Genomic DNA, 12,062 nt, shown 5'->3' with positions numbered 1-12,062 from the left:
GCCGTTACACCCCCGTAATGGCCAATCCCGATCGCACCGCACCGCAGGACGATGTCGACGACCTCAAGGCCGCCGATGCGAAGGACCTGCACCGCGCGGTGCGCGAGGCGGGGCAGGAGGAACTCGACCGGCCGGTTTCGTCGCTGTTCTTTTCCGGCCTCGCGGCGGGGATGGCAATCGCCAGCTCGCTGATCGCGGAGGGCGCGCTGCACGCCGCGCTGCCCGACACGCCGTGGCGCACGCTGATCGTGTCGCTCGGCTATCCGATCGGGTTTCTCGTCGTCATTCTCGGGCGGATGCAGTTGTTTACCGAGAGCACGATCAGCGCGACGCTGCCGCTGGTGACCAAGCCCTCGGGTTGGGCGCTGCGGCGGACTTTGCGGCTCTGGGCGGTCGTACTCGGCGCCAATCTGCTGGGGACCGCGCTGGCCGCGGCAATGATCGCGGCGGGGCTGCTCGGCAGCAGCGAGTTGCGCACCGCGATGATCGAGGTGTCGGCGGCGATTACCGAGCTGTCGCCCGGCGCGACGTTCGTCAACGCGATCCCCGCCGGGTTCATGATCGCGATCCTCGCCTGGTCGTTGCCCAATGCACGCGGGCAGGCGTTCCAGGTCATCGCCGCGATTACCTATGTCGTAGCGATCGGGGGGTTCAGCCACTCGGTTGTCGGCGCGGTCGAGGCGTGGCTGCTGCTGTTCGTCGGCAAGACCGGCGTCGTGCAGACGCTCGGCGAGCTGATGCTGCCGGCGATCCTCGGCAACCTGTTGGGCGGTGCGGGGTTGTTCGCCTTGCTGGCACATGCGCAGGTGCGCGGCGAGATGAACGGGCGGGACGAGAACTGATGGGCAAGATCGAACGGGCCGCCAAGGCCGTCGCGACCGCGGATCGTGACGTGACGTTAAAAGCGGCCGAACAGCGTGACCGGCCGGTCGTCAAGGCGACCGGGTTGCTCGCCGAGATCGGCGACCAGCCCCAGCTCGTCGCGACCTCGATCGGAACCGCGGTGATCGGGCTGATCGCGCGGCGTCCCGACATGATCCGCGGCGGGGTGCGGATGCTCGCGGCGCATGCGGCGGCCACCTTCGTCAAATCGGCGATCAAGAGCTCGATCGACCGCACGCGTCCCAAACAGGCGATCGAAGACGGCAAGGCGAAGTTCGAGCCGGGCGACAGCGACGACCACGAACAGACGTCGTTTCCCTCGGGGCATACCGCGGGCGCGGTTGCGGTCGCACGCGCGGCGTCGCGCGACATCGGCGGGGCAGGGGCGCCGGCTGCGGTGATCAGCGGCATGGTCGCGGTCGCGCAACCGCTCACCGGCAAGCATTACCTCTCAGACCTGGTCGTCGGCGCGGCAGTCGGCTGGATCGCGGAGGCGCTCGTCAGCGCGGTATTCGACCGGGTCGCACCGGTCATCGAGGCGCAGGTAGCGACCGGCCCGGCCACGGACGCGAACGCCTAGCGCCGGGTCAGCCGACGCGCATCCGCGCGCGCATCGCGGCGGCGATCTCGTAATCGGTCGCGACATGGTCCTCGATCACGCAGCGCAGGTCGAGCCCGGCGAACCCATGGTCGGACGGCACCGACGCCTGCGCGACCACCAGCCCGTCGCGCGCGTCGATCTGCGGCGCGTCGCCGGGTTTCACGTATGGATGCACCACGTGATAGGCGTAGGCCCCGGTGCTGGCGACGACGCGGCCCTGTCGGTCGACGATGCTGACGACCGCGTCCGATGTCGATTTGCGGATGACGTCCATGATCGTCGCCGCCTGTCCCTCGAAATCATATTCGAGATAGCAGACGCCGATCGTCGCGCCGTCGAAGCGAACCGGCGCGACATAGACCAGCACCTTGCGACGATCCGACCAGGGGTTTTCCCAGACGTCGTCGGTCGACCATTCCTGCGACAGATCGGCCACCAGCGCGCGTTCGAACTGCGGATAGCCCTTGAAATTGACGGTGCGGACAGAGGCATTGTCGTGCGCGCACACTGCCACCACGCCGCTCGCATCGACGACGAAGGCGTTGAGGAAATAGGGCGAACAGCGCAGCAACGCACGCAGGCGTTCGAGCGCCTTGGCCTCCGCCTTGGGTGAATCGGATCGGAACAGGATCGCCTCGCCGACCGAATGGTCCGAGGCGAGCATGCGGATGTCGATCGAGCGGTCGTACAGCGTACGGCACAACGTGTCGGCGATCGACTGCGCCAGCTCGACCAGCCGCCCGCCCTCGACATCGCGCACGAGATCGTCGGCGATCGCCGCGCCCTGCTGGAGTCGTCCGAGGATCTGTTCGCGGAACGACGCGGACGAACTGCGCGCCTGGTCGGCCAGCGCCTTCACCTCCTGCGCGACCACTGCGAAGCCACGCCCGGCCTCGCCGGATCGCGCCGCCTCGATCGTCGCGTTGAGGGCGAGCAAGTTGGTCCGCCCGGCGATCGCCTCGGACTGGCGCGCATGCGCGGTGACCTCCTCGCCCAGTGAGGCAACTAAAGAACGTATGCGGCGGGGCATGGGCAGTATCCGAAGTAGCGACCGGGCTTCGGTAGCCGAAAATGGTTAATCGCTGATAGTCTCGAAACGGATATTTCTGCGAGAAGCGGCTGATATCGCAGCGTAAAGTCGCGCTTCCCCGGACTGCCCCCCGCGACCGTCGATCGTCCCGATACAGAAAAGCCTCCCCCGATCGCTCGGGAGAGGCTTTCTCGGTATCGCTGTCCTCCCGCCGGCGGGAGGGGCATCGTCAGGCGATAGCAGCCTTCAGCGCGTCGACCAGATCGGTCTTTTCCCAGGTGAACGTGTCGCCCTCGGGATCGCGACCGAAATGGCCATAGGCGGCGGTCTTCTTGTAGATCGGTGCGTTCAGCTTGAGGTGCTCGCGGATGCCCTTCGGCGTCAGGCGGACGAGCTTCGGCAGGACCGCCTCGAGCTTGGCCTCTTCCACGGTGCCCGTGCCGTGCGTGTCGACATAGACCGACAGCGGCTCGGCGATGCCGATCGCGTAGCTCAGCTGGATCGTGCAGCGACGGGCGAGCCCGGCGGCGACGACGTTCTTTGCGAGATAGCGTGCGACATAGGCGGCCGAGCGATCGACCTTCGTCGGATCCTTGCCCGAGAATGCACCGCCGCCATGCGGTGCCGCGCCGCCGTACGTGTCGACGATGATTTTCCGCCCGGTGACGCCTGCGTCGCCGTCAGGGCCACCGATTTCGAACGCGCCGGTCGGATTGATGTAGATCGCGGTCTCGTCCGAGATGAAGCCTGCTGGCAGAACGTCGGTGAACACGCCCATGACATAGTCACGCAGCTCGGCATATTTGGCCGAATCAGGGTTCTTGCCCTTTTCCGAATAACCGGGCGCATGCTGCGTCGAGACGACGAGCGCGGTCGCGCGGACCGGCTTTTCATTCTCGTATGCGAGCGTCACCTGGCTCTTGGCGTCAGGCTCGAGGAAGGGGGCAGCGCCCGAATGACGATCGGCGGCCATCCGCTCGAGGATCTTGTGGCTGTAATACAGCGTGGCGGGCATCAGGCCGGGGGTCTCGTCGGTCGCGTAACCGAACATGATGCCCTGGTCGCCGGCGCCTTCGTCCTTGTTGCCGCTCTCGTCGACACCCATCGCGATCTCCGCGGACTGGCCGTGGAGGTTGTTCTCAAAGCGGAATTCGTTCCAGTGGAAGCCCGACTGTTCGTAGCCGATTTCCTTGACGGTGTTGCGGACGGCCGCCTCGATCTCGTCCTTGGCGCCGGGGGCCCAGTAGTCGGTGTCCTTCCACTCGACCTTCCCGAACTCGTAAACGCCACGGCAGCGGATCTCGCCGGCCAGGACGACGAGCTGCGTGGTCGTCAGCGTCTCGCAGGCGATGCGCGCCTCGGGATCCTTGGCGAGGAACAGGTCGACGATCGTGTCGCTGATCTGGTCGGCGACCTTGTCGGGATGGCCTTCGGAGACCGACTCGGAGGTGAAGAGAAAGGACTTGCGCATGAAACCTCTTCGCAAAGGCTCGCCGGTAGAGGGCCGGGGAGCGACATATAAGGAAAGCTTTATATGTCCTTCTAGCGCTGGCGGCGGCGCAGGGCAACTGCGGTTGCGAGCATGATCGCGGCAACGATCGCCGCCATCGCATTCCCGACGCGCGAGAACAGCGTCGGGGGGAGCGCGGACGGTATCGGCTGCTCGATCGCGCCCGCGGTCTCGTGCGGGATGGTGGCGACGAGGTGGCCATCGGCGGCGATGATCGCCGAAATGCCCGTCGGGGTGGCGCGCAGGATCGGCAGCCCTTCCTCGATCGCGCGCATCCTGGCCTGGGCGAGGTGCTGCGGCGGGCCCCATTTGCCGAACCACGCGTCGTTGGACGGATTGAACAGGATGCGCGGCCGGTGCGCGCGATCGACGACCTCGCCCGAGAAGATGATCTCGTAGCAGATCTGCATCCCGATCGCGCCGAAGCCGGGCAGCGTCAGGTTCGCCGGGCCCTTGCCCGAGGTGAAGTCGATGTCGCCGGGGACCAGCCGCGCGAGGCCGAGCGGCTTCAACAGCCACGGCATCGGGAGATATTCGCCATACGGCACCAGATGCGCCTTGTCGTACCGCCCTCGCAACCGCGCCTGCGCGTCGAGCGCGAACACCGAATTGGCGGCCCCGGAAATCTGATCCCTGGCGTTGAACTCCAGCGCGGTGCCGCCGATCAGCAATATGTCCTGCGGCCCCAGCAGCCGCGCCATGCGACGGCGCAGGTAGAGCGGGCTCGACCAGCCATAGGCATAGAAGGGATACCCGTCCTCCACATAGTCGCGCACGACCCCCTCGGGCCAGACGACGAGGCGCGGCGGCGCGCCGGCCCCGCGATCATTGGCGCCGGAGAGCTTTTCGAGCGCGGAGAGGACACGTTCGCCGTCGGTTTCGCTGCGGTCTTCCTGGCCGATGTCGGGCTGGACCACGCGGACCAGCGGCGTGCCGGGGGCAGGCGGCGGCGCATTTGTCCATAGCGCGGACAGCGCCGCGAGGCCAAGCGCGGGCAGCACGATCGCGGGCAGCGCCCAGCGGCGCAGCGCGAGCAACGCCAGCGCCCCCGCCGCCAGCACCGTCACACCCGACAGCGCATAGGTGCCGATCCACGCCGACAGCCGCGCGACGCCGATCGCGGGCAGCCAGACGACGCCGAGCGGATCCCAGGCATAGCCCGTGAACAGCGTCGCGCGCAGCCATTCGGTCGCGATCCACGCGGCAGCGAAGACCAGCACATAGGTCGCGTCAGGCGTGCCGGGGCGCCGCGCGATCCGCCACGTCAGCGCGCCCGCCAGCATCGGGAATACCGCAAGATACAACGCGAGCCCGACCGCGGCGAAATAGCCGAGGACCGGCGGCATCGCGTCCTGAAAGTCGAACGCATGCTGGAACCAGTTGTTGTTCACGGTGAAATGCCCGAGCCCGAACACCCAGCCGCACCAGAGCGCGCTCCGCAACGTCGGCGCGCGATGGACGAGCGTCATCCACAGCGCAAACGCGACCAGCGTCAGCGGCCAGAGATCGAGCGGAGCGAACCCCGTCGCGGCGAGCGCGCCGAGGATGAGGCAGGCGAGAGCGGGAAAACGGGTCACGCAGGCGCTATGGCGTCGCGGGGGGGAGCGGGCAATATCTTAGCCGGGATCGCGTCATTGCACGCCACCTTGCACCACCCCGGCGAAGGCCGGGGCCCAATTGGGAAAGTCGCAGTAACGGAGCGCTGCCCAGAGTTGGCGGCGTTCCCCAATTGGGCCCCGGCCTTCGCCGGGGTGGTATGGGGGGAGCTGTGATCCGCCTAAAGCCTGTTTCCCCGCGAAGGCGGGGACCCAGACTGTTCTCCCGCCTTCGCGGGAGAACACCGGCGCGCCCGCAAAAGGGTGACGAACCCGATCGCACGACCTATCTTCGCCCCCTATGACCCTGCGCCCCTTCCACCTCGCCTTCCCGGTCCACGACCTCGACGCGGCCCGTAGCTTCTACGGCAGCACGCTCGGCTGTCCGGAAGGCCGCTCGAGCGACCACTGGATCGACTTCGACCTGTTCGGCCACCAGATCGTCGCGCATCTCGATCCCTCGGCCAAGCCCGTCGCGGTCGAGAATGCGGTCGATGGCCATGCCGTCCCCGTGCCGCATTTCGGCGTCGTGCTGACGATGGACGACTGGACCGCGCTGTCCAAACGCGTCACCGCCGCCGGCATCACGTTCGGGATCGCGCCGCACATCCGCTTCAAGGGCCAGCCCGGCGAACAGGCGACGATGTTCTTTCTCGATCCCAGCGGCAACGCGCTCGAGTTCAAGGCGTTCGCCCATGACGACATGCTTTTCGCGACTTAAGGACTACACATGGCCAACCCCATCACCGTCGACGTTCCCCATCAACTCGGCAAGGCCGCGGTCCGTGCGCGCCTCGACGGCGGCATCGACAAGATCAGTGCGAGCATTCCCGGCGGCTCGGTGACCGATCACCGCTGGGACGGCGACACGCTGCACTTCACCATCCAGGCGATGGGCCAGACGATCGCCAGCGCGGTCACCGTGTTCGAAACCAACGTCCATGCGGTCGTCGACCTGCCCGGCATCCTCGGGCTGTTCGCCAGCAAGATCCAGGACATGATCCGCAAGGAAGCGCCCAAGCTCCTGCGCTGACGCCGTAACGCCGGGGGCGGGTTACGCCCCCGGTGCGCGCCGATAGAGTTCGAAGGCAGCCTTGGCGCCGGCAACGGCCTCGGCGATCCAGGCCTCGTCCGCGGGCTGCGCGTCGATCGCCGCGAGCAACGCGCGCCATTCGCCCGACAGATGCTTCGCACCAAGATAGGCGGACGGCAGGCCCTCTGACACCGACCGCGACAGCATGATCCCGCCGAGCCGCGACCCCTCGACCACGTACATCGCGCCCCAACCGGCGGCCGCACTCGGCGCCACGTCGAACGACATCGGTGCCGGCATCGCCTCGCCCAGCGCGGCGAGATCGGCGGCAAGCGCGTCGCGACGTGACCGGACCGGGGCAAGCCCCGCGATACCGTCGAGCCACGCCTCGACCGCGGGCAGCGCCCTGGCGTGCGCGATCAGGAACGCGCGGTACTCCCCCGTATCGCTCAGGTCATAGCGGCCGAACCCGGCGTCGACCGCGTCGTGATCGCTCGCCGTCGCCGCGCGGAGGCGGGCGACGGTCGAAAGCGTCCCGGTCAACAGCACCGCCCTCCGCCCTTGCTGCCGTACCGCGCCTCCTGCCGATCGCGGAAGAACGTGCGTTCGTCCATTGGCGGGTGATCGGGATGCCGCTCGGCCATGTGCTGGCAATAGGCGGCATAGGACGGCACGCCGACCATCAGCAGCGCGGTCTCGCGCGCCTTTGCATAGAAAGCGCGGATCATTTCGCGGCCACCAGCTGCGGCGGCACTTCGGTCACCGTCGGCCGGTCGATCTTCAGCGCCGCAAGGCAGGTGCGGATCCCGAAGACCACGATCGACAGCACCACCGCCAGGAACAGCGCGCAGAGCGCCGCGTCGATCCGGTCGTTGAAGATGATCCGCTGCATCTCCGCTATCGTCTTGGCGGGCGCGAGCAGTTCGCCGCGCGCCGCCGCGTCGGAGAACTTGGCCGCATGCGCGAGGAAGCCGACCTTCGGATCGCTTGCGAACAGCTTCATCAGCCCGGCGGTGATCGTGCACAGGCACAGCCACGCGGCGGGCAGGATCGTCACCCACGCGTAGCGCTGCCGCTTCATCCGGAACAGCACGACCGTCGCCAGCACCAGCGCGACTGCGGCGAGCATCTGGTTCGAGATGCCGAACAGCGGCCACAGCGTGTTCACCCCGCCAAGCGGATCGGTGACGCCCTGGTACAGGAAGAAGCCCCAGGCGGTGACGCACAGCGCGGTCGCGATCAGCCCGGGCACGATCGCCGACGCATTGCGGAACGACGGCACCGCAAGGCCGATCAGGTCCTGCAGCATGAACCGCCCCGCGCGCGTGCCGGCATCGACCGCGGTCAGGATGAACAGCGCCTCGAACAGGATCGCGAAGTGATACCAGAACGCCTTCATCGCCTGCCCACCGACCAGGTGGCTGAAGATCTCCGACATCGCCACTGCGAGCGTCGGCGCGCCGCCCGTCCGCGAGACGATCGTGGTCTCGCCGACGTCCCTGGCGGTCTGCGCGAGCAGCTCGGGCGTGATCGGGAAGCCCATCGCGGTGACCGCGCTCGCCGCCGAGGCGAAGTCGGTGCCGACTACGGCTGCCGGGCTGTTCATCGCGAAATAGACGCCCGGGTCGAGGATCGACGCGCCGACCAGCGCCATGATCGCGACGAAGCTTTCCATCAGCATCGCGCCATAGCCGATGAACTGCGCGTCGCCCTCGCTGGCGATCAGTTTCGGCGTGGTGCCGCTGGCGATCAGCGCGTGGAAGCCGGAGACGGCGCCGCACGCGATCGTAATGAACAGGAACGGGAACAGCCCGCCCGACCAGACCGGGCCGCTGCCGTCGATGAACGGGGTGAGCGCCGGCATCCGCAGCGGCGGCGCGACGACCGCGATGCCGATCGCCAGCGCGACGATCGCGCCGATCTTGAGAAAGGTCGACAGATAGTCGCGCGGCGCCAGCAACAGCCACACCGGCAGCACGGACGCGACCGCGCCGTAGCCGACCATCAGCACGCACAGCTGCACCGGCGTCAGCGTGAACAGCGGCGCGAGCGTCGGCGAGGCGGCGACGGTGCCGCCATAGACGATCGCCGCGAGCAGCCCGATGACGCCGAGCACGGAGACTTCGCCGACCTTCCCCGGCCGGATCCACCGCGTGTAGATGCCCATCAGGAACGCCAGCGGGATCGTCGCGGCCACGGTGAACAGCCCCCACGGGCTGCCGGCGAGTGCGCGGACCACGATCAGTGCGAGCACCGCGAGGATGATGACCATGATCGCGAACGCGCCGACCAACGCGATCACGCCGGGGATCGCGCCCATCTCCATGCGGATCAGCTCGCCGAGCGAGCGGCCGTCGCGGCGCATCGAGATGAACAGGATCATGAAATCCTGCACCGCACCCGCGAGCACGACGCCGGCCAGGATCCAGAGCGTCCCTGGGAGATAGCCCATCTGCGCGGCGAGCACCGGCCCGACCAGCGGCCCGGCGCCGGCGATGGCTGCGAAGTGGTGGCCGAACAGCACGTTGCGGTCGGTCGCGACATAATCGAGCCCATCGGCGCGGCGAAGCGCCGGGGTCTTCCGCGACGGGTCGAGCTGCATGACGTGGCGCGCGATGTAGCGTGCGTAGAAGCGGTACGCGATCAGCTGGACCGAGACGGCGGCGGTGACGATCCACAGCGCGTTGACGTGCTCGCCGCGATGGAAGGCGACCACTGCGAGCGCGCAGGCTCCGAGCAGGGCGAGTGCGCCCCAACCGATCTTCTCGCGTAAAGTCATGCGTGCGCTCTCCCGTGCCTTCCGTCTGCGCGGCATCGCGTATTCGGGGCGGCAGCGCTAGCCTAGATTAGGGGGCTGCCCCCGGTCAGGGACCACCCCGGCTAAGGCCGGGGCCCAATTGGAAAGGTTGCCGTAATGGAGCGGGGAGCGTCGTCATGACCGTCCCCCAATTGGGCCCCGGCCTTCGCCGGGGGGGGGGGGGGGAAGGCGTGGGCAAGCCGGCTCGATGCATTTTGGAAGATGCGGAGCGCCAACCCTCTCCGAGCTAACCCCCTCTAGGATAAACCCCCTCCCGTCATCCCGGCGGACGCCGGGACCCATCGTTCCGCGTACGCAAACGACAGCGAGGATGCGGAACCGTGGATGCCGGAACGAGCCCAACAGAACGGGGAAGGGGACGCTGGCTCCCGGCCCCGCTCGATCGAGGCCCCAACCGACGCAGCGCCGATCCCCACACCAAGAGCCGTTCCCCCGCGGACGCGGGGGCTCAGCTAAATACCGTAGCGCTCGGTACCCTGGACCCCCGCCTCCGCGGGGGAACGGCTAAGTGAGGCGTGTCTTCACGATGACGAGGGCAGTCTGCGTCACATCAAACCGCCCCCCGACCTCAAACCTGCGAGTGATGCCCCTTCAGCTCGTCCCCCACGATCCGAACCACATGCAGCACGTTGGTCGACCCAGGCGTCCGGAACGGCACGCCCGCCAGCACGATCACCCGGTCGCCCGCCTTCGCCATGCCGTGGCGCAGCGCCATACGCTTCGACTTGGCCACCATGTCCTCGAACGATTCGACGTCGCGCGTGTGGACCGCATGCGTGCCCCACAGCAGCCCGAGCCGCCGCGCGGTCTCCTGGCTCGGCGTGAGCACCAGCAGCGGCACCGAAGGCCGCTCGCGCGCGATCCGGCGTGCGGTCGAGCCCGAGGTGGTGAAGCAGATGATCGCCACCGCCGAGACCGTCGCGGCGATGTTCTTCGCGGCTTCGGCCAGCGCGTCCGCGGTCGTCGGATCGGGCTTCATCACGGTGAAGTGCATGCGGTCGCCGTGCTCGGGATCGCCCTCGACCGAGACGCCGATCGCATCCATCATCGCCACCGATTCGACCGGCCACGCGCCCGCCGCGCTCTCGGCCGACAGCATGATCGCGTCGGCGCCGTCATAGACCGCGGTCGCGACGTCGGACACTTCCGCGCGCGTCGGCGACGGCGAGGTGATCATCGATTCGAGCATCTGCGTCGCGACCACCACCGGGCGGCCCATCCGGCGCGAAACCTCGACGATGCGCTTCTGCAGCGGCGGCACGGCCTGCGGCGGCATCTCGACGCCGAGATCGCCGCGCGCGACCATCACGCCGTCACACGCCTCGACGATCTCATCGAGCCGCTCGATCGCCGCCGGCTTCTCGATCTTGGCGAGCAGCGCGGCCTTGCCGCCGATCAGTTTCCGCGCTTCCCACAGATCCTCGGGGCGCTGGACGAACGACAGCGCGATCCAGTCGACGCCCTGGTCGACCGCGAAGTCGAGATCGCTGCGATCCTTCTCGGTCAGCGCGGCCATCGGCAGCACGACGTCGGGGACGTTCAGCCCCTTGTTGTTCGACAGCGCGCCGCCGACCTCGACGCGCGTCGTGATCTCGCGCGGGCTGTGCGAGACGACGCGCAGCACCAGCTTGCCGTCGTCGAGCAGCAGGCGCGCGCCCGGCTCGATCGCGGCAAAGATCTCGTCATGCGGCAGTTCGACGCGGGTCGCATCGCCCGGCGTCGTGTCGCGGTCGAGCACGAAGGTCGAGCCGGTTTCGAGCACCGTGCGGCCGCCGTCGAACTTGCCGACACGCAGCTTGGGCCCCTGGAGGTCGGCGAGGATCGTCGACGGGCGGCCATATTCCTTTTCGAGCGCACGAATCGCCTGGATCACCGCGATCTTCGACTGCTGGTCGCCATGGCTCATGTTGATGCGGAACGCGTCGGCGCCGGTGCGGAACAGCGTGGCGATCATCTCGGGCGTGCTGCTGGCAGGGCCAAGCGTCGCGAGGATGCGGACCTTCCGCAAGCGGGGGGCGATAGCGATGGTCATGCGTGCGGTTTCCTCGGGGAAGCTCTTTGCCGCGACGGGCCTTAAACCCTATCTCCGCCGGATCAACCACGGAGCATACGAATGAATCCCGAAACCGACCCACTCGATACTTTGGACGATGCCGTAGCGGCGCAGGCCTTCCGCCGCCTGATCCGCCACCTCCGCCACCGCGACGATGCGCAGAATGTCGACCTGATGGGACTCGCCGGTTTCTGCCGCAATTGCCTGTCCGACTGGGTTGAGGAGGCTGGCGGTCTCGACAAGGATGCGGCGCGCGAGACCGTGTACGGGATGCCCTATGCGCAGTGGAAGGCGCATCACCAGGGCGATGCGACCCCTGAGCAGCTCGAACGGATGAAGCAAAGCGTCGCCAAGAACGCGCCGCAATCGGCTGGCGCCTGATTTGTGGCGATACGCCGCGGCGTCGCTTGAGCCGAACACGGTAAACGCCTAGACGCGGCGACGCACCCACAGCAGCCTGATTCACGACGCCCTGCGACGGCGATCAACGGCGTGGGGTATTTCGATTGGTTTGAGGCCGGCGCCTGTGGCGCCCGCGAG

Annotated in this window: 12 protein-coding genes; 5 read left to right on the top strand and 7 right to left on the bottom strand. The window is 67.9% G+C overall.

Going from position 1 to position 12,062, the window contains the following annotated elements; translation table 11 throughout:
- The first annotated feature begins 17 nt into the window (after window positions 1-17).
- Together EV283_RS03715 and EV283_RS03710 are read left to right on the top strand one after the other, a co-directional pair.
- Entirely contained in the window at window positions 18-842 is an 825-nt protein-coding gene (locus EV283_RS03715) for a formate/nitrite transporter family protein (RefSeq protein WP_130322749.1), read from the top strand.
- The gene (locus EV283_RS03710; protein ID WP_130322747.1) at window positions 842-1,462 is read left to right on the top strand and encodes a phosphatase PAP2 family protein; all 621 of its coding nucleotides are present in this window, start codon (window positions 842-844) and stop codon (window positions 1,460-1,462) included. The genes EV283_RS03715 and EV283_RS03710 overlap by 1 nt, the downstream gene beginning before the upstream one ends.
- 7 nt (window positions 1,463-1,469) lie before the next feature.
- Here the strand turns inward: EV283_RS03710 and EV283_RS19545 are convergent, their stop codons facing one another.
- The 3 genes from EV283_RS19545 to lnt form a co-directional block, all read right to left on the bottom strand.
- Complete coding sequence (locus EV283_RS19545; protein ID WP_130322745.1) at window positions 1,470-2,513, bottom strand: methyl-accepting chemotaxis protein; 1,044 nt, start codon at window positions 2,511-2,513, stop codon at window positions 1,470-1,472.
- A 229-nt stretch (window positions 2,514-2,742) separates the two neighbouring features.
- A complete protein-coding gene (gene metK / locus EV283_RS03700; RefSeq protein WP_130322743.1) occupies window positions 2,743-3,984 on the bottom strand; it encodes a methionine adenosyltransferase in 1,242 nt (413 codons plus the stop codon).
- Window positions 3,985-4,055: 71 nt separating this feature from the next.
- Window positions 4,056-5,600, bottom strand: a complete 1,545-nt coding sequence (lnt, locus tag EV283_RS03695; RefSeq protein WP_130322741.1) for an apolipoprotein N-acyltransferase — start codon at window positions 5,598-5,600, stop codon at window positions 4,056-4,058.
- A 319-nt stretch (window positions 5,601-5,919) separates the two neighbouring features.
- Here lnt and EV283_RS03690 point away from each other — a divergent pair, with 319 nt between their 5' ends.
- Both EV283_RS03690 and EV283_RS03685 read left to right on the top strand, forming a co-directional pair.
- Complete coding sequence (locus EV283_RS03690; RefSeq protein WP_130322739.1) at window positions 5,920-6,339, top strand: VOC family protein; 420 nt, start codon at window positions 5,920-5,922, stop codon at window positions 6,337-6,339.
- Between the two features lie 9 nt (window positions 6,340-6,348).
- Window positions 6,349-6,651 (top strand): polyhydroxyalkanoic acid system family protein, encoded by a 303-nt coding sequence (locus tag EV283_RS03685; RefSeq protein WP_056411856.1) that lies wholly within the window; start codon window positions 6,349-6,351, stop codon window positions 6,649-6,651.
- Window positions 6,652-6,672: 21 nt separating this feature from the next.
- Here EV283_RS03685 and EV283_RS03680 read toward each other — a convergent pair whose 3' ends face one another.
- The 4 genes from EV283_RS03680 to pyk form a co-directional block, all read right to left on the bottom strand.
- Window positions 6,673-7,194, bottom strand: coding sequence for a biliverdin-producing heme oxygenase (locus EV283_RS03680; protein WP_130322737.1), 522 nt, complete (start codon window positions 7,192-7,194; stop codon window positions 6,673-6,675).
- The gene (locus EV283_RS03675; protein ID WP_130322735.1) at window positions 7,191-7,379 is read right to left on the bottom strand and encodes a YbdD/YjiX family protein; all 189 of its coding nucleotides are present in this window, start codon (window positions 7,377-7,379) and stop codon (window positions 7,191-7,193) included. Before EV283_RS03675 ends, EV283_RS03680 begins: the two co-directional genes overlap by 4 nt.
- Window positions 7,376-9,430, bottom strand: a complete 2,055-nt coding sequence (locus EV283_RS03670; protein WP_130322733.1) for a carbon starvation CstA family protein — start codon at window positions 9,428-9,430, stop codon at window positions 7,376-7,378. The genes EV283_RS03675 and EV283_RS03670 overlap by 4 nt, the downstream gene beginning before the upstream one ends.
- 607 nt (window positions 9,431-10,037) lie before the next feature.
- Window positions 10,038-11,501, bottom strand: a complete 1,464-nt coding sequence (gene pyk, locus EV283_RS03665) for a pyruvate kinase (RefSeq protein WP_130322731.1) — start codon at window positions 11,499-11,501, stop codon at window positions 10,038-10,040.
- A gap of 81 nt (window positions 11,502-11,582) precedes the next feature.
- On the opposite strand from pyk, the gene EV283_RS03660 reads away from it, so the two are divergent.
- Window positions 11,583-11,903, top strand: coding sequence for a DUF1244 domain-containing protein (locus EV283_RS03660; protein WP_130322729.1), 321 nt, complete (start codon window positions 11,583-11,585; stop codon window positions 11,901-11,903).
- Window positions 11,904-12,062 lie beyond the last annotated feature (159 nt).

Source organism: Sphingomonas sp. BK036, assembly GCF_004216825.1.
Classification (GTDB): Bacteria; Pseudomonadota; Alphaproteobacteria; order Sphingomonadales; family Sphingomonadaceae; genus Sphingomonas.
Note: the sequence above shows the minus strand (reverse complement) of the source record. Positions and strands in the feature narration are given on the sequence as shown.